18 protein-coding genes are annotated in these 25,035 nt (G+C 62.3%); 7 read left to right on the top strand and 11 right to left on the bottom strand.

The window, feature by feature from the left end:
* Nucleotides 1-238: 238 nt before the first annotated feature.
* From O5O48_RS13100 to O5O48_RS13125, 6 genes are read right to left on the bottom strand one after another with little or no spacing between them, the layout of a single operon-like run.
* Nucleotides 239-1,900, bottom strand: coding sequence for a BatD family protein (locus O5O48_RS13100; RefSeq protein ID WP_269687248.1), 1,662 nt, complete (start codon nucleotides 1,898-1,900; stop codon nucleotides 239-241).
* The gene (locus tag O5O48_RS13105; protein WP_269687249.1) at nucleotides 1,900-3,696 is read right to left on the bottom strand and encodes a vWA domain-containing protein; all 1,797 of its coding nucleotides are present in this window, start codon (nucleotides 3,694-3,696) and stop codon (nucleotides 1,900-1,902) included. The genes O5O48_RS13100 and O5O48_RS13105 overlap by 1 nt, the downstream gene beginning before the upstream one ends.
* On the bottom strand, nucleotides 3,686-4,684 hold the full coding sequence (locus O5O48_RS13110; protein ID WP_233049774.1) for a VWA domain-containing protein: 999 nt from the start codon (nucleotides 4,682-4,684) through the stop codon (nucleotides 3,686-3,688). The genes O5O48_RS13105 and O5O48_RS13110 overlap by 11 nt, the downstream gene beginning before the upstream one ends.
* Entirely contained in the window at nucleotides 4,677-5,138 is a 462-nt protein-coding gene (locus O5O48_RS13115; protein ID WP_269687250.1) for a DUF4381 domain-containing protein, read from the bottom strand. Before O5O48_RS13115 ends, O5O48_RS13110 begins: the two co-directional genes overlap by 8 nt.
* Complete coding sequence (locus O5O48_RS13120) at nucleotides 5,135-6,085, bottom strand: DUF58 domain-containing protein (protein WP_228246781.1); 951 nt, start codon at nucleotides 6,083-6,085, stop codon at nucleotides 5,135-5,137. The genes O5O48_RS13115 and O5O48_RS13120 overlap by 4 nt, the downstream gene beginning before the upstream one ends.
* Nucleotides 6,086-6,088: 3 nt before the next feature.
* Nucleotides 6,089-7,048 (bottom strand): AAA family ATPase, encoded by a 960-nt coding sequence (locus O5O48_RS13125; protein WP_228246780.1) that lies wholly within the window; start codon nucleotides 7,046-7,048, stop codon nucleotides 6,089-6,091.
* A 174-nt stretch (nucleotides 7,049-7,222) separates the two neighbouring features.
* Between O5O48_RS13125 and O5O48_RS13130 the strand changes: the two genes are divergently transcribed.
* From O5O48_RS13130 to O5O48_RS13140, 3 genes are read left to right on the top strand one after another with little or no spacing between them, the layout of a single operon-like run.
* Nucleotides 7,223-12,094 carry an NAD-glutamate dehydrogenase gene (locus O5O48_RS13130; RefSeq protein WP_269687251.1) on the top strand — a complete coding sequence of 1,624 codons (4,872 nt, stop codon included), beginning with the start codon at nucleotides 7,223-7,225 and terminating at the stop codon, nucleotides 12,092-12,094.
* Nucleotides 12,082-12,306 (top strand): DUF2835 domain-containing protein, encoded by a 225-nt coding sequence (locus O5O48_RS13135; RefSeq protein ID WP_088274066.1) that lies wholly within the window; start codon nucleotides 12,082-12,084, stop codon nucleotides 12,304-12,306. Before O5O48_RS13130 ends, O5O48_RS13135 begins: the two co-directional genes overlap by 13 nt.
* A 60-nt stretch (nucleotides 12,307-12,366) precedes the next feature.
* A complete protein-coding gene (locus tag O5O48_RS13140) occupies nucleotides 12,367-13,389 on the top strand; it encodes a quinone-dependent dihydroorotate dehydrogenase (RefSeq protein WP_269687252.1) in 1,023 nt (340 codons plus the stop codon).
* A 99-nt stretch (nucleotides 13,390-13,488) separates the two neighbouring features.
* Here O5O48_RS13140 and rmf read toward each other — a convergent pair whose 3' ends face one another.
* A complete protein-coding gene (gene rmf / locus O5O48_RS13145) occupies nucleotides 13,489-13,704 on the bottom strand; it encodes a ribosome modulation factor (protein WP_088274068.1) in 216 nt (71 codons plus the stop codon).
* 269 nt (nucleotides 13,705-13,973) lie between these two features.
* On the opposite strand from rmf, the gene rlmKL reads away from it, so the two are divergent.
* A complete protein-coding gene (rlmKL, locus tag O5O48_RS13150; protein ID WP_269687253.1) occupies nucleotides 13,974-16,148 on the top strand; it encodes a bifunctional 23S rRNA (guanine(2069)-N(7))-methyltransferase RlmK/23S rRNA (guanine(2445)-N(2))-methyltransferase RlmL in 2,175 nt (724 codons plus the stop codon).
* Between the two features lie 20 nt (nucleotides 16,149-16,168).
* Here rlmKL and dacB read toward each other — a convergent pair whose 3' ends face one another.
* The 4 genes from dacB to O5O48_RS13170 all read right to left on the bottom strand — a co-directional run bounded on the left by dacB (nucleotide 16,169) and on the right by O5O48_RS13170 (nucleotide 21,466).
* Nucleotides 16,169-17,644, bottom strand: a complete 1,476-nt coding sequence (gene dacB / locus O5O48_RS13155; protein WP_233049771.1) for a D-alanyl-D-alanine carboxypeptidase/D-alanyl-D-alanine endopeptidase — start codon at nucleotides 17,642-17,644, stop codon at nucleotides 16,169-16,171.
* 121 nt (nucleotides 17,645-17,765) lie between these two features.
* A complete protein-coding gene (locus tag O5O48_RS13160) occupies nucleotides 17,766-18,899 on the bottom strand; it encodes a PDC sensor domain-containing protein (RefSeq protein ID WP_228246775.1) in 1,134 nt (377 codons plus the stop codon).
* A gap of 45 nt (nucleotides 18,900-18,944) precedes the next feature.
* The gene (locus O5O48_RS13165; RefSeq protein WP_269687254.1) at nucleotides 18,945-19,745 is read right to left on the bottom strand and encodes a TatD family hydrolase; all 801 of its coding nucleotides are present in this window, start codon (nucleotides 19,743-19,745) and stop codon (nucleotides 18,945-18,947) included.
* Between the two features lie 14 nt (nucleotides 19,746-19,759).
* Nucleotides 19,760-21,466, bottom strand: coding sequence for a DEAD/DEAH box helicase (locus O5O48_RS13170; RefSeq protein ID WP_088274073.1), 1,707 nt, complete (start codon nucleotides 21,464-21,466; stop codon nucleotides 19,760-19,762).
* A gap of 143 nt (nucleotides 21,467-21,609) precedes the next feature.
* On the opposite strand from O5O48_RS13170, the gene O5O48_RS13175 reads away from it, so the two are divergent.
* From O5O48_RS13175 to greB, 3 genes are all read left to right on the top strand, one after another.
* The gene (locus tag O5O48_RS13175) at nucleotides 21,610-22,575 is read left to right on the top strand and encodes a glutathione S-transferase family protein (RefSeq protein WP_269687255.1); all 966 of its coding nucleotides are present in this window, start codon (nucleotides 21,610-21,612) and stop codon (nucleotides 22,573-22,575) included.
* A 1-nt stretch (nucleotide 22,576) separates the two neighbouring features.
* Nucleotides 22,577-24,463 carry a cation:proton antiporter gene (locus O5O48_RS13180; RefSeq protein ID WP_434006943.1) on the top strand — a complete coding sequence of 629 codons (1,887 nt, stop codon included), beginning with the start codon at nucleotides 22,577-22,579 and terminating at the stop codon, nucleotides 24,461-24,463.
* A gap of 87 nt (nucleotides 24,464-24,550) precedes the next feature.
* Nucleotides 24,551-25,033 (top strand): transcription elongation factor GreB, encoded by a 483-nt coding sequence (greB, locus tag O5O48_RS13185; protein WP_233049768.1) that lies wholly within the window; start codon nucleotides 24,551-24,553, stop codon nucleotides 25,031-25,033.
* The last annotated feature ends 2 nt before the right edge of the window (nucleotides 25,034-25,035 follow it).

Here is a 25,035-nt window from a genome sequence, read left to right on the forward strand (position 1 = left end):
CGTTGCTCGGTCTGGCGGGGGCCGGCAGAACTCGTCGCTACGCTCCTCAAACAGGCTGCCGTCCTTCTTCCCGCCAGCCCTGCGCTACTCGCCCGCGTAAACGGGACTAACCCCGATGCACACTCGACCATCGGTGCCGTATTGGACCGACAGTAGGGAGGCTCAGTTAATGAGATTCGATGATCTGCCAAGGCAGACCTTGTTGGGCGTCGATACGACAAACCAAGGTTTGTCTGCGTTACACATCCGGATATAACGGCTCTATTGCATTTTCACCCAGCGCTTCGGCCTCGCGCTGGCGGGCTTGGGTTACCTTGCGAACGGCGCGCCAGAGCGGTTTTCCGCGCCAGGCGTGTTCGGTCTGGCCAAACAGGCAGCCGTTCAGGTCATCCAGCGCGTCGGCAAGGATGGGGTGGGCGTGGCTGAGGGCGATGAGGTCGCTTTCCTGCTGCTTGGCCCAGTGCTCCAATGCCTTGCGGGCCTCGGCAGGCTGGTTGTGACGACAGGCTGTTTGCAGGTCGGCCAGCGGATTCCCGGCCTGATCGGCTTCGAGATTGACCGTATCTTCGCCCAGCTCATCGAGGGCGATCAGGGCACGTCGGGCGGTGCGCAGCTGCAGCAGCGCCCAGCCCAGTGCCGCCAGCAGCAATGCGGTAGCAAGCTGCCACGGCCAGAGCAGTGGCAACTCGCCGGCGGGTTGGCTGGGGTAGGGGGCACTGGTGTCGTTAAAGCTGCTGTTGCCGCGAACCGTCAGGGTTACGGCGTCGAGCTCGGACACTTCCAGCTGGTCGGTGGTGGTGTTCCACCATTGCACACGGATCGCCGGCACGGTGAAACGTCCTGCGTGACGCGCTACCACCGCCGAGCTTTCCTGGCGCAGCCCCAGTATGCCGTTGCTCGACAGTTGGTTCTCCAGCTGGGGCTGGTCGCTATATTGGCGCAGCTCGTCTTGGTCATTGGTCAGGGTGTTGAGTTCAGGCAACTGGGTTGCGGTTAGCCCGTCCGCCTGGATCGACAGGGTTCTTGTCAGCGGCTCTCCGCGGGTCAGCTCGGTACTCGGATCAGGCTGCCAGTTCTGGCTCAGCCTGACCTGTCTGGCGGGAAGCCAGGGAACGCCTGCAGGGTAGGTGTCGGGGATGGGTTTGACGGTCAGTTGCTGGCTCGGCGATCGCAGCTGAATAAAGCGGGCGTTATGGGTTCCGGGTTGGCCTTCGGAGGCGCGCGGCGGCACCGCGGTGGCGCTGAACAGTTGGGAGGGAATGTCCAGTGTGCCGCTGTGCTGCGGATAGATGGCATAGCGGACCTCAATGACACCGTGGATGACGCCGTTGATCTCCTGCTCGTAGGTTTTGGGCGCGCCGAGCGTCTCAACGCGGGCATCGGGTATTTCCAGCCCGCTGAGGGTCGAGTCGTCGTACAGCGAGACCGAATGGTAGATACGCAGGGTCAGCAGCACCTGGGCCTGAACATAGGGCGTGCGGGTATCCAATTCACTGTCGATGAAGATCGGCGCAATGTCGGATGGACTGATATCGCGAGCCTGCTCGGCGCTCAGCACGCGCAGGGTAACCGGCTCGCTGCGCTCATCGGCCAGTTGCAGCGGAGGAATCACCACAAAGCCGGTGCGCAGCGGCATCAGGCGCACGATCCAGCGGGTCACCGGCAGGCTGCGTCCGTTGATGGTACTGACCAGATTGAGCTTGCGGCTGGATTCGATCCTGAAGTGTTGCTCCAGCGGAGTCAGGTCCGGCGCATCATCGCGCTTTGCCAGAGTGCTTTCCAGGGTCAGTTCCAACGGTTGCCCTTCGATCAACTGGGTGCGATCCACACTTGCCTGCAAAGCCGCGAAAGCGGGCAGACCGATGGTTAGCAGTAGCAGGGTGAAAAGCAGCTGGCGCATCATCGAGGGCGTCCGTCGTTTTGTTGCAGGTGCTGATACAGGAACTTGCGACGCAGCAGCTCAGCAGGGTTATCGGGTATGTCCCGCAGCCATTGTTGCACAGCCTGGCGCTGTTCGATCTGTCGCCGACCGCCGGCACCGCCGCCCATGACGGTGCTGTCGCCGTTCTCCAGCTCCGGACTGTCGATCAGTTCCCCGGCAACCGCTGGTTCACTGCTGCTGCCCGTGCTTTCGGCATTGTTCGCGGAGCTGCTGGCGGAGCTTGCGGATATACCGGTCTGGGCGCCGGGTTTGTCGGCATCGGCTGCGCTGGCGTTCGATACGCCGGCACCGTCTTCGGTGTCGCTGCTGCGATTGCCGCTGCCAGCGCCGGTTTCGGGTTGCGGCGAAGACTCTGTACCGTTGGGTGCGGTCTGTTCGGTTTTCTGTTCTGCCAGATAGGCTTCAACCCGCTCGCGGTTGTGACGTGCTGCGGTATGGTCGGGTGCCCGTGTCAGTGTCTGTTCGAAGGCCGCGAGCGCGGCGGGGTAGTCGCCAGCAAGCGCCAGGGCGGTACCGTGGCTGAAATGCAGTTCCGCATTGTCCGGCTGTTGCTCGGCCAGCGTGCCCCAGACCTCTGCCGCTCCGGCGTAGTCGCCGCTCTCAAGCAGGGCATGGGCTCGCCACTGCGGGTCTTCGAAGCGTGCTGCCGCGTCCGCTGCCCGTCCTTCGGCCATCATGGCTGCGGCCTGCTGGTCGGGTCGTAACCACAGATCGGCCCAGCTCATTGCAGAGGCCGGCGGTGGCAGCCAGATGGCGCAGAACATCAGAAGCAGCCAGCCACGGCGTGCGCCAAGGGCCACCAGTGGCAGTAGAAGCAGCACAAGCCAGTGGCCCTGGTCGCTGCGCTGACGTTGTTCGGCGCCCGCCTGTTGCGCTGCCTGCTCGCTGTTGAGCAGTTGGGTCATATCACTGTCATCCAGAGTCATGCGGGCGTAGCGTCCGCCATGCGAGTAGGCGAACTCGGCCAACTCGGGTTCATTCAGACGTGGCAGCAGGATGCGCCCCTTGTCGTCGCGCATGAAGCCGCCCTCTGCCAGTGGTACCGGTGCGCCATCGGCAGTTCCGATGCCAATGACCTGCAGACTGTCGCCCAAGCGCTCGGCGGCCAGTTCAAGACGAGCGCGGTCAAGGTCCTCGATACCGCTGGTCAGCAACAATACCTGAGTGGCGCTGTCACCTTGTTCATTGCGCAGGCTGGCGGCCAGCAACAGGGCCTGGTCGGCCTGCTGGCCCCGAACCGGCATGATGTCGGGATGCAGGGCGTCGAGCAGATTGATCAGCGTGCGGTGATCTCGAGTCAGCGGTGCGACCAGGTGAGCACTGCCGGCGTAGGCAACAAGCGCTGCCCGGCGGTCGGGGTAACGCTCCAGAATGTCGCGAATCTTGCGTTTGGCGCGCTCCAGCCGCGTCGGCTGCAGGTCATTGGACAGCATGCTGCGCGACACCTGCAGCACCAGGATCAGGCTGCTGCTGTCTTCACGTTGTACGCTGTCGGTTGACTCCCAGGCCGGGCCGGCGAGGGCGATCAGACCCAGTGTCCAGACGGCGGCCAGCAGCAGATAGCGGCCGATGTAATGCCGGCCCGGCTGACCCTCTACCAGCGCCTTGCGCATCGCCGTCGGCAGCAGACTGTCCCAGCCCGAGCGTTGACGGCGATGGCGGTACAGGTACCAGCACAACGCCAGGATCGGCACTATGCCGAGCAACCAGAGCGGGCGCAAAAAGGTGAAGGGCAGCATGGGTTCAGTCGGCATGCAGCCTCCGGCGCAGCGAGGGGCTGCTCCACAACAGGCTGATCAGTAGCGCGATGGCCAGCGGCCAATGGTAAAGCGGCAGTGCCTGGCGAGTCGCCGGGCCACTGCGCAGGCTGGGTTCAAGCTGCTCGATGCGCTCGACGGCGCTCGCCAGCGAGGCGCTGTCGCGCACTCTGAAGTAGGCGCCGTCGGTAATCTTGGCGATTTCCTGCAGGGTTGGTTCATCCAGATCGCTGGCCGGATCGGCATTGCCCTCGAGCAGACTCATCAGATCCGTGTTGCCCTGACTTTCAGCGCCGACGCCGATGGTGAAGATCCGAATATGCTCGTCAGCGGCAAGTCTTGCGGCCTGAATCGGCGATATGCTGCCGGCGGTATTGGCGCCATCGGTTACCAGCAGCAACACCCGGCTGTTGGTTGGCTGTTCCATCAGGCGCTTGATGGCCAGGCCAATGGCATCGCCAATGGCGGTATCGCGCCCGGCCAGGCCGATAAAGGCTTCATCCAGCCATTGCCGGACGCTGTGCAAATCGTATGTCAGCGGGGACTGCACGTAGGCGCGGGTACCGAACAGGATCAGACCGATGCGGTCACCGGTGCGCTGTTCGATCAGCGCATCAAGCCAGTGCTTGACCACGCTGAGTCGGTCGCTGGGCTGGTCATCCAGACGCATGTCACGGGTGTCCATGCTGGCTGACAGATCCACCGCCAGCATCATGTCGCGGCCGCTGCTCGGAGGCGGCAAGGGGGCGCCGAGCAGTTGCGGGCGAGCCGCCGCCAGCACCAGCAGCAGCCAGATCAGAATGAGCGGTGCCGAGCGTCGATGGGTGCCCGCAGCGGAGAGTTGGGCGGCATTCAGCCTCTGCAGACGTGCCAGAAAGGCGATCTGCAGCGCGGCCTCTGGCCGTTTTGCCGGCGGCAGCAGCCAGCGCAGCAGCCATGGCAGCGGCAGCAGCAGAAGACTCGCGGGCCAGGCCAGTTCAAACATGATTGTGCCTTATCCAGCGCAGCAGCTCGCGTTGCAGGACGCGGCGATCAGCAACACTGAGGTGGGCATCGGCCTGGTACAGGGTGCCACCAAGTGGTGCCAGCACGTCGGCCCGCGGCTTGGGGTAGTGCTGGCACAGGTAGCTGACCCAGGCGTTGCCATACAGCCGGGTAGCGGCAATCTCGCCTCGGCTTTTCAGATGGCGCTTGAGCTGGGTGTTGAGTGCGGCCAGCCAGTCGTGATCCGAGAGGTCGTCGGCAATTTCCCAAAGAATGCGCTGGGCCTTGAGCCGCCTGCGTTGCCGGCGCCGATTGAGCAGTATCGCCAGTGGTGAGAGGATGACCAGCAGCAACAGCAGCAGGGCGAGCGCGATCCAGCCCGGCGCCGGGGGCCACCAGCTGATCGGGGGCGGCAGGGCGGGCAGCAGCAGGCTGCCTTCCAGCGGGCTGGTCATGTCTGCGGCGCCTTTGGCAGGCTGCCGAAGTTGTCGCGCAGTTGCTCGTGGGCGGGTGACCGGGTGTCCAGCGGCAGCAGACTGCAGCGCAGGCGGCGAGCGAGTCTGAGCCAGGCCTGGCGCTGGGACTGGAACTGGGCGGTGTAGGCTTCACGCAGCGAGGTGTCGCCGCTGTTGAGGGTCAGCCGTTGTTCTCCCTGGACAAAATCCAGTGCACCGTTGGCGGGTAGCTCGCTGTCGAGCGGATCAAATACCGGCAGCAGGATCAGGTCGTTGTGACCGGCCAGCGGCACCAGCAGGCTCTGGTTCAGACCATCGATGGCAGCGTGATCACAGACGATGTACAGGATGCTGCCCGGACGAATGATTTCCCGACTATGGCGTAGCGCCAGATTGAGCGCCTCGGAAGCCGGCTCAAGCGGTTCCGAAGGTTCAGGTGTCAGCAGGTGATTGGCCTGAACCAGCAGCTGCAACAGTTGGAGCAGAGCCTTGCGGTCGCGCCGTGGACGTACCTCGTGGCATTGTCCGGGGCCAAACACCATGCCACCAACTCGATCGTGGTGTGCCAGTGCCGTCCAGGCGATCAGGGCGCAGGTTTCTGCGGCCAGTACCGATTTGAGGCAGCGCTGGCTGCCGAAGAACAGCCGGGGGCTCTGCTCGCCGATCAGGAACACCGGGCGTTCGCGTTCTTCATTGAATACCTTGGTGTGCACCTTCTGGCTGCGTGCGGTTACCCGCCAGTCGATGTTGCGAATGTCATCGCCCGGCAGGTAGGCGCGAACCTGATCAAAGTCGACCCCTCGGCCACGCAGGCGCGAGTTTTGCTGACCGGTCTGCCGGCCGCTGCGTACCGGGCGGGTGAACAGGGGCAGCTCGTGGCAATGTCGGCGTGTCGCCAGCAATGCGTCGAGGCTGGTGTGCAGGGCCGGATCAAGGTTGACCGTCATGGTTCAGACAACAGGGACCGAGTCGATAAGCAGGTTGATCGCCTGGTCACTGTCGATGCCGGCTGCTTCGGCTTCAAAGCTCAGCAGAACCCGGTGACGCAGCACATCGTGGGCAATTGCCTGCACATCCTCCGGACTAACGAAATCACGGCCGGCCAGCCAGGCGTGGGCGCGGGCGCAGCGATCAAGGGCGATGGTGCCGCGCGGACTGGCACCCATTTCGAGCCATTCGGCCAACTGCGGGTTGTACTGGTCAGGGCGTCGGGTCGCCATCACCAGCTGGATGAGGTATTCCTCCACCGCCTCGGCCATAAACAGGTCCAGTACCTCCTGGCGGGCGGCCAGAATGCTTTGCTGGGTGATGCGCTCGGCCATTTTCGGTTCGTCGCCGCGCGCTTCGCCGCGGGCCAGTTGCAGGATCTGACGCTCCAGCGCCGCATCCGGAAAGCCGATCCGCACGTGCATCAGAAAGCGGTCAAGCTGTGCCTCAGGGAGCGGGTAGGTGCCTTCCTGCTCGATCGGGTTCTGGGTCGCCATCACCATGAACAGCTCGGGCAAGGCGTAGGTCTGGCGACCGATGCTGACCTGACGCTCGGCCATTGCCTCAAGCAGCGCCGACTGGACCTTGGCCGGAGCACGGTTGATTTCGTCAGCCAGTACCAGGTGATGAAAAATTGGCCCTTGCTGGAAACTGAAGGTGGTGGTTTCCGGGTGGTATACCTCGGTGCCGGTGATGTCGGCCGGCAGCAGATCCGGGGTGAACTGGATTCGATGAAAATCCGCTTCGATGCCTTCGGACAGGGCCTTGATCGCCTTGGTCTTGGCCAGACCGGGCGCACCTTCGACCAGCACGTGGCCGCCGGCGAGCAGGCTGATCAGCATGCGATCGATCAGATGCTCCTGGCCGAAAATGTGCTGGCCCATAAAGGCCTTCAACTGCAGCAGGGATTCCCGATGGGTCATGTGTTATCCGTTGTCCTGGTTCACTGGCTGGCGTCAGTGTACGTCACTTTAACGAAATCCCTTTGGTCTAGACTATCCTCTGATCACAATTAATCCGGCGCAGCAGGTTGCGGCCCTCGGGCACCGATCTGCCAGACGCCTCAGATACACCCCGCGATTCGGGAGGTCGGCAAGATGGCGTTGATCATGGCCAGCTCCAAGCAGGCATTTATCGATTCATTGACCGAGCGTTTGCGCGCGCTGGTCGGCAAGGCCGACCGTGACAGCATCGGCCTGTTCTGCAACAACTTCTTCGGCATCGCCTCCCACGCCGAACTGGCCTCGCGTCAGGATCATGACCTGCTCGGCTGCACCCTTTCTGCCTGGCGCTTCCTGCAGAACCTGCCCGGGGGTGAGGTAAAGCTGCGCGTGTTCAACCCCGATACCCAGCAGCATGGCTGGCAGAGCACCCATACGGTGGTGGAAGTGGTGCACCGCGACCTGCCGTTTCTGGTCGACTCGGTGCGCATGGAGCTCAACCGTCAGGGCTATGCGATTCACAACCTCTATAACAGCATCATGACGGTGGTGCGCGACGAGGGCGGCAAGCTTGTTCAACTGCTGCCGGGCGGCAGCGAGGCGAAGGGCGGTCGTGCCGAGTCGGTAATGTATGTCGAGATCGACCGCGCGACCACCAACGCGGATTTGCGCACCTTGCAAGATGGTCTGCTCGAAGCATTGAGCAACGTCCGGGCGACGGTAAAGGACTTTCCGGCCATGCGCGAGCGGGTACTTGAACTGATCGCCATGCTGGGCAGCCGCAAGCGCCAGTATTTCGCAAGGGAAGAGCGCACCGAGGCGGTGGCGTTTCTCGAGTGGCTGCTGGAGGACCACTTCACCTTCCTCGGCTATGAGTGCTTCGCGATCAATGAGGGGTTGCCGCAACAGCAGCTGGGTCTGCGCACCGGAGCGAGCCTGGGCGCACTGGCACTGAATCCGCGAGACGAAAGTGTGCAGGATTTGCCGGAGCAGGTGATCCGTTACCTGCAGGCGCCGCTGCTGCTGTCGTTCGCCAAGGCATCGCAGCTCAGCCGGGTGCACAGACCGGCCTACCCGGACTATGTCTCGGTACGCGAGGTCGATTCGGACGGTCGGGTCGTTCAGGAACACCGTTTCATGGGGCTCTACACCTCGCGGGTGTATTCGGCGCTGGTCGACAATATCCCACACGTGCGCCGCAAGGTCGCGCACGTGCGTTCTGTCTCCGGGTTTCTGCCGCGCAGTCATCTGGCCAAGGAACTGGAACAGGTGCTGCAGGTGCTGCCGCGCGATGACCTGTTTCAGATGTCGGTCGACGAACTGGCCCAAACCTCGCTCAATATCGTGCAGATGCAGGAGCGCAACCAGATACGCCTGTTCCTGCGGCGCGGCAATTACGGGCGCTTCTATTACGCCCTGGCGTTCGTGCCACGCGATGTCTACTCGACCGATATCCGCCTGAAGATTCAGACGGTGCTGATGGAGCGGCTGCAGGCGAGCGAAAGCGAGTTCTGGACCTATTTTTCCGAATCCATTCTGGCGCGTACCCAGTTTATTCTGCGCGTTGACCCGACTAAAAATCCGGATATCGACCCCGTGAAAATTGAACAGGAAGTGGTGCGCGCCTGCCGCAACTGGCAGGACGAGTTTCGTGACCGGCTGCTGGAAAGCATGGGGGAGGCGCGTGCCACTGACGTGCTGGCCCATCTCGGGGACGGCTTCCCGCCGGGCTACAGTGATCGTTTTACCCCGGCGACCGGTGTCGTCGACCTGCAAACGCTGCTGGAGCTGACGCCCGAGTCGCCGCTGGCGATGAGCTTCTATCAGCCTCTGGCCCAGCAGCAGGGCATTCTGCACTGCAAGCTGTATCATCTCAGCGATTCTCTGCCGCTGTCGGATGTGATTCCGGTGCTTGAGAATCTGGGGCTGCGGGTGCTTGGCGAGTTTCCCTTCCGCATTACCCAGGCCGATGGCACCGCTTTCTGGATTCACGACTTCGAGTTTACCTTCGTCGGCGGCGCAACCCTGGACATCCAGGAAGCCAACGAACTGTTTCGTGACGCGTTCAAGGCCGTCTGGTCCGGTCAGGCAGAGAATGACGGGTTCAATCGTCTGGTATTGCTGGCGGGCCTGCCCTGGCGTGATGTGGCCCTGTTGCGTGCCTATGCCCGCTACCTGAAACAGATCCGCCTGGGCTTCGAACTGCCCTATATCGCCAGTACCCTGGTTGCCCATGCCGACATTGCACGCGAACTGGTGCGCCTGTTCCGCACCCGCTTTTATCTGGCCCGCAAGCTGAGTGCCGAGGATCTTGGCGAAATGCAGCAGAAGCTTGAGCGGGCCGTTCTCGGTGCGCTGGACGAGGTAGCCGTGCTGAATGAAGACCGTATCCTGCGCCGCTACCTGGACCTGATCAAGGCAACCCTGCGCACCAACTTCTACCAGCCGGACGCCAACGGCCAGAGCAAGGATTACCTCAGTCTCAAGTTTGATCCCTCGGCGATTCCCGAGTTGCCGCTGCCCCGTCCGATGTTCGAAATCTTTGTTTATTCGCCGCGGGTGGAAGGGGTTCACCTGCGTGGCGGCAAGGTCGCCCGCGGCGGTCTGCGCTGGTCGGATCGGGAGGAGGACTACCGTACCGAGGTGCTCGGGCTGGTGAAGGCGCAGCAGGTCAAGAATGCGGTCATCGTGCCGGTTGGTGCCAAGGGTGGATTCGTTCCGCGCCGGCTGCCTTCGGGTGGCACGCGCGACGAGGTCCAACAGGAGGCGATCGCCTGCTACCGGCTGTTCATTCAGGGTCTGCTGGATATTACCGACAACCTGGCCGACGGCAAGGTGGTGCCGCCGCCCAACGTGGTTCGTCACGACGCCGATGATCCGTACCTGGTGGTGGCGGCAGACAAGGGCACGGCAACTTTCTCGGATATAGCCAACGAGATCGCCGCCGGCTACGGTTTCTGGCTCGGTGATGCCTTCGCCTCCGGCGGCTCGGCGGGCTATGACCACAAGAAAATGGGTATTACCGCCCGCGGTGCCTGGGTGTCGGTGCAGCGGCACTTCCGGGAGCTGGGCATCAATGTGCAGACCGATCCGATCAGCGTGATCGGCATCGGAGATATGGCCGGCGACGTCTTCGGCAACGGCCTGCTGCAGTCGCGCACGCTCAAGCTGGTGGCGGCATTCAATCACCAGCATATCTTTATCGACCCGGAGCCGGATCCCGAGCGCAGCTTTGCCGAACGTGAGCGCCTGTTCAGCCTGCCTCGCTCGAGTTGGGCAGACTATGATCGCGACCTGATTTCCGAAGGCGGCGGGGTATTTTCTCGCAGCCTCAAGCAGATCACCCTAACGCCGCAGATGCGTGAACGCTTTGCGATCAGTGCCGAACGGCTGACCCCGACCGAGTTGATTCAGCAACTGCTCAAGGCGCCGGTTGACCTGATCTGGAATGGCGGCATTGGTACCTATGTGAAAGCCAGCAGCGAGACCCACGCCGATGTCGGAGACAAGGCCAACGATGCGCTGCGGGTCAACGGGCGTGACCTGCGTTGCCGGGTGGTGGGTGAGGGCGGCAACCTGGGGCTGACCCAGTTGGGGCGAATCGAATACTGCCTCCATGGCGGCGCGCTCAACACCGACTTTATCGACAATGCCGGCGGCGTTGACTGCTCCGACCACGAGGTCAATATCAAGATTTTGCTCAACGAAGTGGTCGCCGCCCAGGACATGACCGCCAAACAGCGCAACAGGCTGCTGGCCAGCATGACCGACTCGGTAGCCGAGCTGGTGCTGGGCAACAACTACAAGCAGACCCAGGCCATCAGCCTGGCCCAGCGCCAGGCCGCGCAGACCATGGGGGAGTACCAGCGGTTCATCAGCGCGATGGAAGGCAGCGGCAAGCTCAATCGTGCCCTGGAGTTCCTGCCCGAAGACGACCAGCTGGCCGAGCGCAAGGCCAGCGGCAAGGGGCTGACCCGCGCCGAGCTGTCGGTGCTGATCTCCTACTCCAAGGCGGATCTCAAGGAGGCGCTGGTTGCCTCAGACGTACCCGAAGATGCATACCTTGCGCGCGAGCTTGAAACCGCCTTCCCGCCGGTGCTGCTCAAATCCTGGCGCGACGCGCTGGGTCGACATCGTCTGCGCCGCGAGATCGTCGCCACCCAGCTGGCCAATAATCTGGTCAACCATATGGGGATCACCTTTCTGCGACGGCTGGAACAGTCGACCGGTGCCGCTGCTGCCGATATCGCCCGGGCCTGGGTTGTTGCCCGCGACGTGTTCGAGCTGCAGACGCATTTTGCCGGTATCGAGGCGCTGGATTACCAGGTTTCGGCAGAGGTACAGCTTGAGCTGATGGAAGAGCTGATGCGACTTGGTCGCCGGGCAAGCCGCTGGTTTATTCGTAACCGGCGCAGCGAGCTGTCACCCGAGCGCGAGGTGGCACACTTCGGGCCTTGCGTGCGAACACTGGCAGAACGCTTCGATCAGTTGCTGGAAGGGGATGTGCGGCAGCTCTGGGATGATCGCTATCAGCACTACGTCGATGAAGGGGTGCCCGAAGCCATCGCTCGGGTGGTCGCCGGAACCGGCCATGCCTACACGCTGCTTGGCATTGTTGAAGCCGCCGATGCAACCGGGCAGAATGCCGAGCGCGTTGCGCAGGTATTTTTCGCGCTCGGCTCCCAGCTTCAACTTCCCTGGTTCAGTCAACAGGTGGCCGGCTTGCAGGTGGATAACCACTGGCAGGCGCTGGCGCGTGAAAGCTATCGGGATGATCTCGACTGGCAGGCACGCAGCATGACCGTTGCTGCTCTGCAGGGCGGCGATGCGTCAACACCGGTGGAGGCACTGGTGGCTGAATGGGTCGATCGCAATCAGTCGATGGTGCTGCGCTGGCAGGCCATGCTGGGTGAACTCAGGAGCGCCGGTGCCGGTGATTACCCCATAGTGGCGGTGGCGATGCGCGAGTTGCTGGATTTGGCCCAGCATGCCCGTCTCACCTCTCAGGACAATGAATGCAGCAACTGATAATCGATCTGGCGTTACCCGCCGAGCGCTACCTGGCCTGGTATCAGGGCCGCGCCGAGCGGGTGTTGATGTACAGCCGTGATGGCCGGCGTGTGAGTTTGCCGGCCCATCACCTGCGGCCCTTCCTGACCCATCAGGGGGTTTACGGCAGTTTTCTCATGCAATTTACCGATGACGGCAAATTGCTCAAGCTGGAGCGTCTGGCCGGCTGAGCCTGGGCGCCTGATTCAGGTATACTCTGCAGCCTGATTTTCTGCCCCTGGATGCCCGCCATGTACGATCTGCTTCGCTCGCTGATGTTCCGCCTGCCCGCGGAAACCTCCCACGACCTTGCACTGGACATGATCGGCGCCGCCGGGCGGCTGCGACTCGCCGAGAAGCTGGTGCGCCCGGTACCGGCTCAACCGGTAGAGGTGATGGGGCTGACCTTTGACAACCCGGTCGGGCTGGCTGCCGGACTGGACAAGAACGCGGTTGCCGTCGACGGCATGGCAGCAATGGGCTTCGGCTTTCTGGAGGTCGGTACGGTCACGCCGCGGCCGCAACCAGGCAACCCCAAGCCGCGCCTGTTCCGTCTGCCCGAGCAACTGGCAATCATCAACCGCTTCGGATTCAACAACGAAGGCGTTGATGCCATGCTGGAGCGTCTGGTCGGTGTGCGCTACCAGGGTGTGCTGGGTATCAATATCGGCAAGAACGCGGTGACGCCCGTCGAGAACGCCGTTGATGATTATCTCTACTGTCTGCGCAAGGTCTATGACCGTGCCAGTTACGTCACCGTCAACCTGTCGTCACCCAATACTCCCGGTCTGCGTACCCTGCAATACGGCGAGACCCTGAAGGTGTTGCTTGGCCAGATCAAGCAGTGCCAAAAGGTGCTGGCCGAGGAGCGTGGCCGTTATGTGCCGATTGCCATCAAGATTGCGCCGGACATGACCGCTGATGAGGTGGCCCTGGTTGGTGCAACGCTACTGGCAGAGGGAATGGATGCCGTGATCGCGACCAACACCACGCTGGATCGCAGTGCGGTAGCCGATTCACCTTATGCCAGTGAGGCTGGTGGCTTGTCCGGTGCGCCGCTGACCGATATGTCGACCGAGGTAATCCGCCTGCTGGCCGCCGAGCTGAAAGGGCAGATGCCGATCATTGGCGTGGGCGGTATCTTCAGTGGTGCCGATGCAGCCGACAAGATCGCCGCCGGAGCCAGCCTGGTCCAGCTTTACAGCGGGTTTATCTATCGTGGGCCGGAATTGATTCGTGAATGTGCGGATGCCATTGCGGTCATGCCCCGGTGAAAATGGAAGCCCCCGCAGAGCGGGGGCTGGGTGGGCCTTCCAGAGGCCCGGCGCTATGGGCAAGCGCCTTTGGGAAAGATGAGTTGACTGACTGGGAGTCTAGCCTACGGCATGCATCTCGTTGAGTCGGTGCACGCCGGAAATACCGGTAAAGCCATCCCAACGGTCCGCGCGGCCTTCACGCCAACCATTGATCCAATTCTGTCTGGTAGAGGGATTGTTGAAAGGGCAGGTGTCTTGGGATTTGCCGCTCACTCCGTGCTGGTAACCACGCTGAAATGCTCGTTCCATCGGATCACGCTTGAGTCTTCTCATAGGGTAGCGTCCTCGTGTGGTATGACATTGTGGAACAGTCGAACCGTCGATCCGTTCCAAGGTAGCGCGTAGCCAGTGTTTGTCTACGCTGCAGGGAAGCCGGTCGAAAAAGGTGTATTGGACCCGGCTTCTAATAGGGTCACCGCTCAAGTCATACCCTGTTGTACCCTATCGGTCGTCACCGCTACAAAGACCGATTTGGCATACCTGAGGCAGCTGGTTAGCTGTCACTGAAATATAAACGTCATCGTATTCCGGAAATCAACGACATGCGCGAGATCCTTGAATTTTTTGTTACCTGTCCGAAGGGTGTGGAGGGTCTGCTGCGCGATGAAGTGCTCGCATTGGGCGCCGATGCTGCCAAGGAAACCGTTGCCGGTGTCTCAGTGCAGGGCGATATCGAACTCGGTTACCGCCTGTGTCTGTGGTCGCGCCTGGGCAACCGGGTACTGCTGGTGCTCAAGCGTTTTTTGGCCGGCACGGCCGAGGACCTGTATGCCGGCGTGCAGCTTATCGACTGGCGCGATCACCTGGCGGTGGATGGCACCCTGGCGATTGATTTTACCGGCACTCTGGCCGGGGTAGACAACACGCACTTCGGTGCGCTCAAGGTCAAGGATGCGATCGTCGACCAGCTGCGTCGCCCTGACGGTACCCGTCCTGGGGTGGATAAGGTACGGCCGGATCTGCGCATCAACGTCCATTGTCACCGTGGCGAAGTTCAGCTGGCGCTGGACCTGTCTGGTGCCAGTCTGCACCAGCGCGGCTACCGTCTTCAGCAGGGTGCGGCGCCGCTCAAGGAGAACCTGGCGGCGGCCATTCTGATCCGTGCGGGCTGGCCGGCGCTGGCTGAGGCTGGCGGTGCGCTGACCGATCCGATGTGCGGTTCGGGTACTTTTCTGGTGGAAGCGGCGTTGATCGCGGCCGATGTTGCCCCCAACCTGCAGCGCGAGCACTGGGGCTTCAGCCGCTGGCAGCAGCACGTACCTGTGCTCTGGCAAAAGGTGCTGGCCGAGGCCCGCGAGCGTGCCGAGCGCGGGCTGGCACGTCCGCCGCTGTGGATTCGCGGCTATGAGGCCGACCCCCGTCTGCTGCAGCCGGTTCGCAACAATATTCAACGTGCCGGCGTGGGGGAGTGGGTCAAGGTGTTCCAGGGTGAACTGGCGACCTTCGCGCCAAACCCGGATCGCGGGCAGAAGGGTCTGGTGGTCTGCAACCCGCCCTATGGCGAGCGCCTGGGCACGACCGCAAGTCTGGTGTATCTCTACCAGAAGCTGGGTGAGGTGCTGCGTCAGCAGTGTCAGGGCTGGCAGGCGGCGATCTTTACCGGCAATGCGGATCTGGGCAAGCGCATGGGGATTCGCAGTCACAAGCAATACAACCTGTTTAATGGCGCGCTGCCGTGCAAGTTGTTGCTGATGGATCTGCAATCGGAACGCTTTGTCACCAAGGCAGCCGATACTCCGGCAGGTGCAGCGGCGCCGGTCGAAGCCGCCCGCCTCAGTGAGTCGGCGCAAATGTTTGCCAACCGGCTGAAAAAGAACCTCAAGAACCTCGGCAAGTGGGCGCGTCAGCAGGGCATCGAGTGCTACCGGGTCTACGATGCCGACATGCCGGAATTCGCCGTAGCGGTTGATCTGTATGGCGATCGGGTGCACGTTCAGGAATATGCGCCGCCGCAGTCGATTGATGAAGACAAGGCGCAGGCGCGCCTGCAGGACGTCATGGCGGCGCTGCCGCAGGTGCTGGGTGTGCCACCCGAGCATATCGCCCTGAAGCAGCGCCAGCGTCAGTCCGGCAAGCAGCAGTATCAGCGCATGGCTCAGCAGGGAGAGTTCTTCGAGGTGCGTGAAGGACAGGTGCGTCTGCTGGTCAACCTGACCGACTATCTGGACACCGGACTGTTTCTTGATCACCGCCCAATCCGTCTGCGTATCGCCGCCGAGGCCAAGGGCAAGCGTTTCCTCAACCTGTTCTGCTACACCGCAACCGCCACCGTGCATGCGGCCGCAGCCGGTGCCCGCTCAACCACCAGTGTGGATCTGTCCAATACCTATCTGGACTGGGCGCGGCGCAATCTGTCGCTCAATGGCCTGTCTGACCTGCACAAGCTGGTGCGCTCTGATGTGATGGCGTGGCTGGAGCAGGCAGGGGATCAGCAATTCGATCTGATCTTTATCGACCCGCCTACCTTCTCGAACTCGAAAAAGCTGGAAGGGGTATTTGACGTGCAGCGCGATCATGCGCGCTTGCTGGAGCTGGCGATGAAGCGCCTGGCGCCGGGCGGGGTACTGTATTTCTCCAATAACTTCCGGCGTTTCCGCATGGATCCTGCGGTGGAAGCTCGGTATCTGGTAACCGATATCTCGGCCGAGACACTGGATCGCGATTTCCAGCGTAACAGCCGGATTCATCGGACCTGGAAATTCACTCATCGCCCCTGAGGGCGATGAGCTTTACCACTCTAGCGGCTGCTGGCGCTGGCGATGTCGGTCGGTGCCCGGCGGTAGACATCCTGCAGCACCAGATCCAGCGCCTGACCACTGGCGCCGGCGGCGGCGTGGTTGACGATGGCGGTCACCGCCCAGCTCTGGCCGTTGGCATCGCGGGTAATGCCGGCGATGGCCTTGACGTTACGAAGTGAGCCGGTCTTGATGTGGGCCTGGCCGGCAACCGGCGTATTGCGCAGGCGGCGGCGCATGGTGCCGTCCATGGCGGCCAGCGGCATGGATGCGATGAACTCGGCGCTGTAGGGGCTTTGCCAGGCTTGCGCGAGCAGCTGTGCCATTTCGCGGGCGGTCATGCGTTCCATGCGTGAGAGACCGGAGCCGTTTTCCATGACCAGCGTGTTGGCGCGAATCCCCTTGTCGTTCAGCCAGGCGTTGATCACGCGTACGGCGGCCTTGTGATCGTCACGGTCGGCAGCAATGCGATGTTCCCGGCCGATGGTCAGGAACAGCTGCCGCGCCATGGTGTTGTTACTCCATTTGTTGATGTCGCGGACCACTTCAACCAGGTCGGGCGAGGTGCTGCGCGAGACCAGGCGGGCGCTTGCCGGCGCACGACCGATCTGGTTGCCGCCGAGGATGCTGCCGCCCATTTCGGCCCACAGCGTGCGCAGGGTGCTGGCGGTGTAGGTGGTCGCGGTCAGGGCTGTCAGATAGCGCTGGGCCATGCACCCCTCGTGCAGGTTGCCGGTGAGGGTAATCACGGCCTCGTGGCCGCTGTCCTGGATGCTGTAGGCGACGTTGGGTGCCGGACAGCTGCGGTTGGGCGCCGGTAGCAGGGCAATCTGGTTGACCACCTTGACCTCGGGGAGCGCCGGCTCAAGGTTGATGCGCACGCCGCCGCGTTCGGCATAGCTGCTGAGCACAAATACCTTCAGGTTGGTCAGCAACGGATCGGGCTCGACCAGAAATGGACGGTTCTGGTTGCCGCTGTCATCAATGAACGGCGGGATGTCGGCGGGGAAGCGCATGTCGGCCGGTTGCAGGACCAGATCGCCGTTGATCGTGCGAATGCCCGCCGCCTTCAGATCACGCAGCATCAGCCACATGCGTTCCAGCGTCAGCTTGGGATCGCCGCCACTGCGGAAAATCAGATCGCCCTGCAGGGTGCCATCGACGACCGGACCGTCTACCAGCAGGTCGCTGTTCCACTGATAGGTGGGCCCCAGCAGCTCCAGCGCAGCGTAGGTGGTTACCAGCTTCATGGTTGACGCCGGGTTGACTGGCTGGTCGGCATTGATGAACTGGGCCATGCCCTGGTTTTCAAGCGGGATGACGGCCAGTGACAGGGCATCGGACGGGATTTTGGCGGCCTGCAGGGCGCTGTTGACGCGGGCGGGAATGGTGCCGCTGTCGGCGGCCTGCAGTGGGGTGGCAATGAGGCTGATCGTGGGGATCAGGCAGAGCAGGGTGCGCGTGAAAAGGTTGGACATGGTATCCAGCTCCGTAGCCTGTGGATTGCTGACGACAGAGCTGTCTGTTCGTCAGTTGCCGTTTTCTCGCATCATCACTTAAATAATGATTTGGGCCAAGAGGTTAAAGTAATTTGTTAGATCAACGGTCGGCCTGCTGCAACCCCAGCAGCCTGCGCCACAGCAGCCAGCTGAGTGGCAGCAGCAACAGACTGATCGCCAGGGACAGCCAGAGTCCGAGCGTGCGTAACCGATACGCCTCGGACAGCAGTTCGGCTTCGGGTATCAGCACGGCAAGGTAAACGTCCGGCGTTCCGAGGATGTTGATTCTCTGCTGCTGAATGACCCAGCGCTGGCCCTCCAGCTCCTTGATTGTCTGGCGCTCCTGCTCGTAGCCGTCCTGAGCCAGGGTCGCCAGCAGGGTGCTGCCCAGTTCATTGAATCTGCGGGGCTCCAGCGAGTTGCTGCCCTGGGTGGTGTGCAGCAGGCGGTTAGGGTCCTGATAGGCTACGACAACGCCATCGGAGGTATACAGAATGAGCTCTGATGAAGGTGTCATGCGTTGCTGGCGCAGGGCTTCTGAGAGCCTGTCCAGGGTCAGGTCGGCCCCCAGCACAGCAAGGTCGTTGCTTGCTCGTGCCAAGGTGGTGCCGAATTCGCGGGTCGAGAAAAACAGGTAGGGCGTAGTGATAAGGCGCTGATTGGCTGCGCTGGCCGCGGCATACCAGGGGCGCTCGCGGGGGTCATAACCCTCGTCCGGGGCCATGCGTGCCTCGATGATCTGCAGGTTTTCGTTCAGGAACAGGTAGCTGTTCTGCCGGGTGGTTGCTGAGCTGCCGATGTGCCAGGCCATCCAGCGGGCCTGTCGCGGCGCGCTGAAGCGTTGCAGGCTTAGCCGATTTCCAAGCGGGCGCAACATCAGATAGTCGCCGCCTTGCCAGCCGATGTAGACGGAGTTGAGCTGCACGTTGTCGCTGAGCACCTGTGCCATCATCGGCAGGTAGTCCAGCCGTTCCGACAGGTTGGTGGTGGTCACCAGCTTGCTCAGGGCCATGATATTCAGCGCCTGCATGGGCGGATGATAGATGTTTTCAAGCTCGCCACTGACCTGATCGACGATACGCTGGAAGAGGGCGTCTCCGTCGGTGCGAATCAGTTTGTCGAGCTGCTGGTAGTGAAACAGACTCAGGGAAATACCAAGGAGCAGCATCGGCAGCATGCCCAGCAGAAGGAAAATGGAATGTCGGCTGCGAGCGGTCCGTTTCGTATCTGGCATGCGAGTCCTTGGCTGCGTCCAATGCGGTGATGCAGCCAATATAGACTATTGCCGAGGGGCTGGCAGCCGGAACAGACGCCGGGCGTTCTCGCTGGTGTGTTGACTGAGCTGGTCCAGCGGCTGCTGCCGGCAGCTGGCAACCATCTGTGCGACTTCCGGCAAAAACGCAGGCTCGTTGCGCCGGTTCTTCGGCTTGGGATCAAGCGTCCGTGGCAGTAACCAGGGGGCATCGGTTTCCAGCAGCAGCCGGTTGTCGGGGATATCCCTGGCCAGCATCTGCAGGTCGGTTCCGCGGCGCTCGTCGCAAATCCAGCCGGTGATGCCGATATGCAGATCAAGGTCGAGGTAGGCGTACAGTGCCTTGCGGTCAGCGGTAAAGCAGTGCACCACGGCACCGCTGAGCTGGTCGCGATAATCACGCAGAACGTTGATCAGCGTGTCGCTGGCTTCGCGTTCATGGAGAAAGACCGGCAGCCGGGTCTCCACGGCTATTGCGAGCTGCTCTTCCAGTGCGCGCAACTGGTCCGGGCGCGGTGAGAAGTCGCGGTTGTAATCGAGGCCGCATTCGCCAATGGCGCGAACGGCAGGCTGTTGGCTCAGTTCAAGTAACTGACGGCTGCTGTCTGCAGTCCAGTGACGCGCCTCGTGCGGATGCACGCCGGCGGTTGTGAAGAGGTGTTCAGGATGATCCGCGCACAGAGCAAGCAGGTGTTCTGCCTGCTCCAGCGAGGTCATGGTCAGCAACTGCTGGCTGACACCGGCCTGACGGGCCCGCTCCAGTACCGCGTCACGGTCGCTGTCGAAGGCTTTGTCCGTCAGGTTGACACCGATGTCGACCCATTCCATCTGCAGTGCGTCCCTCAGGCCTTGCGCGGGCCTTTGGGCTTGCCGGCGAACTCACGGCGAGGCGGCTTGCCTCGGGGCGCGCGGTCACGTGGCGGCAATTCACCTTCAGGCAGCGGCCAGGCCTTGATCTGCAGGGTCACGCCGTTGATTTCGGCGCCGGCCAGGCGGTTCAGTACCGACTGGTCGAGCGTCGGCAGGAACACACCAGTGTGCTCGTTGAACAGCTTGATGTGGCCGATCTGCTGACGCTGCAGGCCTCCTACCTTGACCAGCACGTCGACCAGCGGCTTGGGCATCAGGCCGGTCTTGCGACCGCCTTGAACCTTGTAGCGGGTCAGGCCGGCGTCGCGGTCAAACTCTTCGCGCTCACGGCGCGGCGGCGCGCTCGGCAGGTCGGCAACAGGCTCCAGCAGGGCCTTGGCGCTCGGCAGCAGGGTCAGCAGCGCGGCGGCCAGTTCGGTGGCATCCAGGCTAGTGAGTTCCTGCAGATCGCTGACCAGCTGCTGATGCAGGGCGGTGGCGTTCTCGCGGGCGTCGTTCAGACGTGATGCCAGCTTGTTCAGGCGGCCACTGCGTACCGCATCGGCAGTCGGCAGGGCCTGCGGCTCGATTTTCTGGCCGGTAGCGCGCTCGAGTACGTGCAGCAGACGACGCTCGCGCGGGGTTGCGAACAGAATCGCCGTGCCCTGACGACCGGCGCGACCGGTACGACCGATACGGTGTACATAGCTTTCGCTGTCGTGCGGCAGATCGTAGTTGAGCACGTGGGTGATGCGCTCGACGTCCAGTCCGCGGGCTGCCACGTCGGTAGCCACGACGATGTCGAGCAGGCCGCGCTTGAGGCGATCGACCACTTGCTCGCGCAGCTGCTGGGTCAGGTCGCCGTTCAGTGCTGCCGCAGCGAAGCCACGCGCTTCAAGGCGCTCGGCCAGCTCAAGACTGGCAGTCTTGGTGCGCACGAAGACAATCATGGCTTCAACCGGCTCGACTTCGAGCAGGCGGGTCATGGCGTCCAGTTTGTGGTGGTTGGAGACTTCCCAGACTTTCTGGGTAATGGTCTCGAGACTGCTGCTGGCGCCACTGTGCAGGCGGATTTCGGCAGGCTCTTTCATGTGGTTGCGCGCGACATTGCGCACACCCGGCGGCATGGTTGCGGAGAACAGTGCCTTCTGGGTGGTGTCTGGAACCGCTTCAAAGACCGCTTCCAGATCGTCGGCGAAGCCCATCTTGAGCATCTCGTCGGCTTCGTCGAGTGCCAGGTAGCGCAGCTCCTGCAGCTTCAGGCTTCCGCGGCGCAGGTGATCGGTCAGTCGGCCCGGCGTGGCGACAACAACATGCGCGCCGCGCTCAAGTGCCTTGAACTGGGGGGCGAAAGCCGAGCCGCCATACAGGGCGAGAACGGTAAAGCCGCGCATGTTCTGGGCGTAGCGTTGGAACGCCTCTGCAACCTGCAGAGCGAGCTCGCGGGTTGGGGTCAGAATCAGCGCCTGAGTGGCGCGCAGGCTGACATCAATGCCAGCGAGTACGGGCAGCGCGAAGGCTGCAGTCTTGCCGGTACCGGTCTGTGCCAGACCGAGCAGATCCTTGCCGGCCAGAAGCGTCGGGATGGCTTCAGCCTGGATAGGGGAGGGAGTTTCGTAGCCAAGGCTGTTGAGAGCCTCGAGGAGATGAGCGGGCAGGCCGAGGTCGGCAAATTGCCGGGCCGGAGCGGTTTCGGACATACGGGAAGTGAACCTTAGGGAAGAGATAGCCGCGTAGTATACGCGCTTTATGAAAAAATTGCCCGTGCCATTTGTCTGACCTGTTCAGCGGCGGCACAAGATGTCAGGCTTGGAGGCCAACTGACAGGATCAAGGAGTACCGAATGGGACGTCTCGTTGAAGGCCAGTGGGTCGATCAGTGGTATGACACCGACAGTAATGGCGGCGCCTTCAAGCGCGAGGATGCCGGGTTTCGCGAGTGGGTTGCTGCCGATACGCGCTTTGCGCCGGATTCAGGCCGCTACCATCTTTATGTCTCGCTGGCATGTCCGTGGGCGCATCGCACGCTGATCATGCGGCGGCTGAAGGGGCTCGAGGAACATATCGATGTCACAGTCGTGCATCCGCACATGCTGGAGCAGGGCTGGGAGTTTGCCGAGCCCGAGCCGCTCTACGGTTATCGCTGCATGCACCAGCTGTATACCCATGCCCGGGCGAACTACACCGGGCGCGTGACCGTTCCCGTGCTCTGGGATCGGCGTGAGGAGACGATCGTCAACAACGAGTCTGCCGAGATTATCCGTATCTTCAACAGCGCGTTTGATGCGCTGACCGGTAACCGTGACGACTATTATCCGGCAGCGCTTCAGGACGAGATCGAGCGGATCAACGAGCGGGTCTACAGTGAGATCAACAACGGGGTGTACAAGGCCGGGTTTGCGACCGATCAGCAGGTCTACGAACAGGCTTGCCGTGAGCTGTTTTCCGCGCTTGACTGGCTGGAGGCGCTGCTTGGCGAGCGCCGTTATCTGACCGGTAGCCGGCTGACCCTGGCCGATTGGCGCCTGTTTACCACGCTGGTGCGCTTTGACCCGGTCTATCACGGGCACTTCAAGTGCAATCTGCGGCGCATCGAGGACTACCCGAATCTGCTGGGGTATCTGCGTGAGCTGTATCAGTATCCGGGGATTGCGGACACGGTGGATTTCAGTCATATCAAGCAGCATTACTACTACAGTCACCCGACCATCAATCCCAACCGGATTGTCGCGCTGGGTATGGGGCCGGATCTGCTTGCGCCCCACCAACGTGACGGGTTGACCGCTGATACACCGCAGCAGGGACGTTAACGTGAGCGAGATGCAACATCTGATTACCCCGGCACTGATTTTCTCCGGGGTGGCGCTGGTCAGTCTGGTTTGCCAGCTTGGGGCCTGGCGCCTGCGTCTGCCGGCGATTCTGTTTCTGCTGTTGGCGGGCATCCTGCTTGGGCCGGTCGCAGGGCTATTGTCGCCAGATGACTTCCTTGGTGAGCTGCTGTTTCCGCTGGTGTCGCTGTGTGTCGCCCTGATCCTGTTTGAAGGCAGCCTGACGCTGAAGTTCGAACAGCTCAAGGAAACCGGTACCGTGGTGCGCAGGCTGGTTACTCTGGGTGCGCTGGTGACCTGGGGGGTTATCAGTGTTGCCTGCCACTGGCTGATTGGCCTGGATCCCGGTCTGTCTGCGTTGTTCGGTGCGCTTGTGGTGGTAACCGGGCCCACGGTGATTGTGCCGATGCTGCGTACCCTGCGTGCAACCCAGCGAATCTCGCGTGTGTTGCGTTGGGAAGGCATCCTGATTGATCCGATCGGTGCGCTGCTGGCGGTACTGGTCTACGAATGGATTGCTGCCCAGAGCGCGGGTGACAGCGGCTTGCTGGCCGGTTCGCTGATCTTCTTCAAGGTAGTGTGCTACGGCACGGTCGCCGGGGTGGCTGGTGGTGCGCTGATGGCGACCGCCATGCGTCGGCGCTGGATTCCCGAATACCTTGAGGTGCTGGCCTCGCTGACTCTGGTGCTGGTGACCTTCACGCTGGCCAACGAGCTGGCCCATGAATCCGGTTTGCTGGCTGTGACGGTGATGGGTATCTGGCTGGCCAATGCTCGCGGTGTGGATATCGAAGAGATCCTGGTGTTCAAGGAGCATCTGTCGGTGCTGCTGATTTCCGGGCTGTTTATCCTGCTGGCGGCGCGACTGGATCTGGATGCACTGCTTGCCCTGGGCCTGCCGGCGCTGGCCCTGCTGCTGGTGATCCAGTTCGTTGCAAGGCCGCTGGCGGTCTGGATAAGCAGCCTGGGCAGCGAGCTTAATTGGCGAGAGCGGGCGTTGATTGCCTGGATCGGCCCGCGCGGGATTGTCGCTGCGGCGGTCTCGGCACTGTTTGCCCTGCGTCTGGAGCAGGCCGGTTATGAGGATGCGGCGCTGGTCAGTGCGCTGACCTTTGCCGTGATTATCGGCACGGTGGTGTTTCAGAGCGCGACTGCGCGAACCGTTGCGCGCCTGCTCGGGGTTACCGAGCCTGAGCGTCGCGGGGTACTCATGATCGGTGCCAATGCGGTAGCTCGGGCACTGGGTGAGGTGTTGCAGAAGCTGGAAGTGCCGCTGCTGGTGGTCGACACCCATTGGGAGTCGATCAGCCAGGCACGGATGAAGGGACTGCGCACCCTGCGCGGTAATCCCCTGTCGGCACAGGTCGACAGCATCCTTGATCTGACCGGGCTGGGTACCCTGCTGACCATGACGCCGGAGCGCGAACGCAACGCGCTGCTGAACCAGCATTTTCGTCGCGACTTTGCAGCCCACCGTATCTACACCGTACGCAATGAGCGCAGCGGTGCCAGTGAGCGCCTGCAGATATCGTCGAGGCACGAGGGCGCGCCGCTCGGCCCCGAGGGGCTGACCTTCAGCAAGCTCTCCAGTCTGGTCAGTCAGGGGGCGCGCTTCAAGGCAACGACGCTCACCGAGGACTTCGGCTTCAGTCAGTGGCAGCAGGAGGCGGGCAAGGGGCGTATCGCCTTGCTGGCCCTGACGCCTGAGCGCCGGGTACGGGTGTTCTCGCCGGCTCAGCCGTTCGAGCCGGCAGCGGACTGGACACTGATTTACCTGGAGACCGAGCCCGAGTCTGCGGCTCGTCGCAACGCAGAAAAGGGAGAAAAGACAGAAAAGGGTGATAGCGGGGAGGCGCAGGCACGCGAGTAGGCAGGCATCGACAGAAGCCCGCGCCTGCACCGAAAATAACCGGTAACCCGCGTGCATGGTCGCCGCCAAACCCCGATACAGGACATCATGGATACCAACGTCATTACGCCGGAAGGTCATGCTGCGCTTAAAGAGGAGCTCGATACTCTGTGGCGCAAGGAACGTCCGGAGGTCACCCGACTGGTGCAGTGGGCTGCCAGTCTGGGAGACCGCTCCGAGAACGCCGATTATCAGTACAACAAGAAACGGCTGCGCGAAATCGACCGTCGGGTACGGTTTCTGCGCAATCGTCTCGACAAGCTGCGGGTGGTTGAATACAGCCCGGTGCAGGAGGGGCGTGCCTTCTTCGGGGCCTGGGTCGAACTGGTCGATGAGGACGACAACACCCTGCGTTTCAGAATTGTCGGCCCTGACGAAATCTATGGCCGCAAGGACTATGTGTCGGTCAACGCGCCGATCGTCAGGGCGTGTCTTGGCAAGGTGGTTGGCGATGAAGTGGTTGTGCGCACGCCGGAATCCGAAAAAAGCTGGGAGATCACGGATATTTGCTACCAGCCTGAGGGCCGCTAGCG

The sequence above is a fragment of the Halopseudomonas sp. MFKK-1 genome (assembly GCF_027474385.1).
GTDB classification, from domain to species: domain Bacteria; phylum Pseudomonadota; class Gammaproteobacteria; order Pseudomonadales; family Pseudomonadaceae; genus Halopseudomonas; species Halopseudomonas aestusnigri.

Bases quoted from the DNA above. Each gene is read 5' to 3' on its own strand.
- O5O48_RS13135 (WP_088274066.1), top strand. From the start codon at position 12,082: ATGCAGCAACTGATAATCGATCTGGCGTTACCCGCCGAGCGCTACCTG.
- O5O48_RS13105 (WP_269687249.1), bottom strand. From the start codon at position 3,696: ATGCCGACTGAACCCATGCTGCCCTTCACCTTTTTGCGCCCGCTCTGG.
- rmf (WP_088274068.1), bottom strand. From the start codon at position 13,704: ATGAGAAGACTCAAGCGTGATCCGATGGAACGAGCATTTCAGCGTGGT.
- O5O48_RS13125 (WP_228246780.1), bottom strand. From the start codon at position 7,048: ATGACCCATCGGGAATCCCTGCTGCAGTTGAAGGCCTTTATGGGCCAG.
- O5O48_RS13120 (WP_228246781.1), bottom strand. From the start codon at position 6,085: ATGACGGTCAACCTTGATCCGGCCCTGCACACCAGCCTCGACGCATTG.
- O5O48_RS13170 (WP_088274073.1), bottom strand. From the start codon at position 21,466: ATGTCCGAAACCGCTCCGGCCCGGCAATTTGCCGACCTCGGCCTGCCC.
- O5O48_RS13110 (WP_233049774.1), bottom strand. From the start codon at position 4,684: ATGTTTGAACTGGCCTGGCCCGCGAGTCTTCTGCTGCTGCCGCTGCCA.
- O5O48_RS13175 (WP_269687255.1), top strand. From the start codon at position 21,610: ATGGGACGTCTCGTTGAAGGCCAGTGGGTCGATCAGTGGTATGACACC.
- rlmKL (WP_269687253.1), top strand. From the start codon at position 13,974: ATGCGCGAGATCCTTGAATTTTTTGTTACCTGTCCGAAGGGTGTGGAG.
- O5O48_RS13165 (WP_269687254.1), bottom strand. From the start codon at position 19,745: ATGGAATGGGTCGACATCGGTGTCAACCTGACGGACAAAGCCTTCGAC.
- O5O48_RS13130 (WP_269687251.1), top strand. From the start codon at position 7,223: ATGGCGTTGATCATGGCCAGCTCCAAGCAGGCATTTATCGATTCATTG.
- O5O48_RS13140 (WP_269687252.1), top strand. From the start codon at position 12,367: ATGTACGATCTGCTTCGCTCGCTGATGTTCCGCCTGCCCGCGGAAACC.
- O5O48_RS13115 (WP_269687250.1), bottom strand. From the start codon at position 5,138: ATGACCAGCCCGCTGGAAGGCAGCCTGCTGCTGCCCGCCCTGCCGCCC.
- greB (WP_233049768.1), top strand. From the start codon at position 24,551: ATGGATACCAACGTCATTACGCCGGAAGGTCATGCTGCGCTTAAAGAG.
- O5O48_RS13100 (WP_269687248.1), bottom strand. From the start codon at position 1,900: ATGCGCCAGCTGCTTTTCACCCTGCTACTGCTAACCATCGGTCTGCCC.
- O5O48_RS13160 (WP_228246775.1), bottom strand. From the start codon at position 18,899: ATGCCAGATACGAAACGGACCGCTCGCAGCCGACATTCCATTTTCCTT.
- dacB (WP_233049771.1), bottom strand. From the start codon at position 17,644: ATGTCCAACCTTTTCACGCGCACCCTGCTCTGCCTGATCCCCACGATC.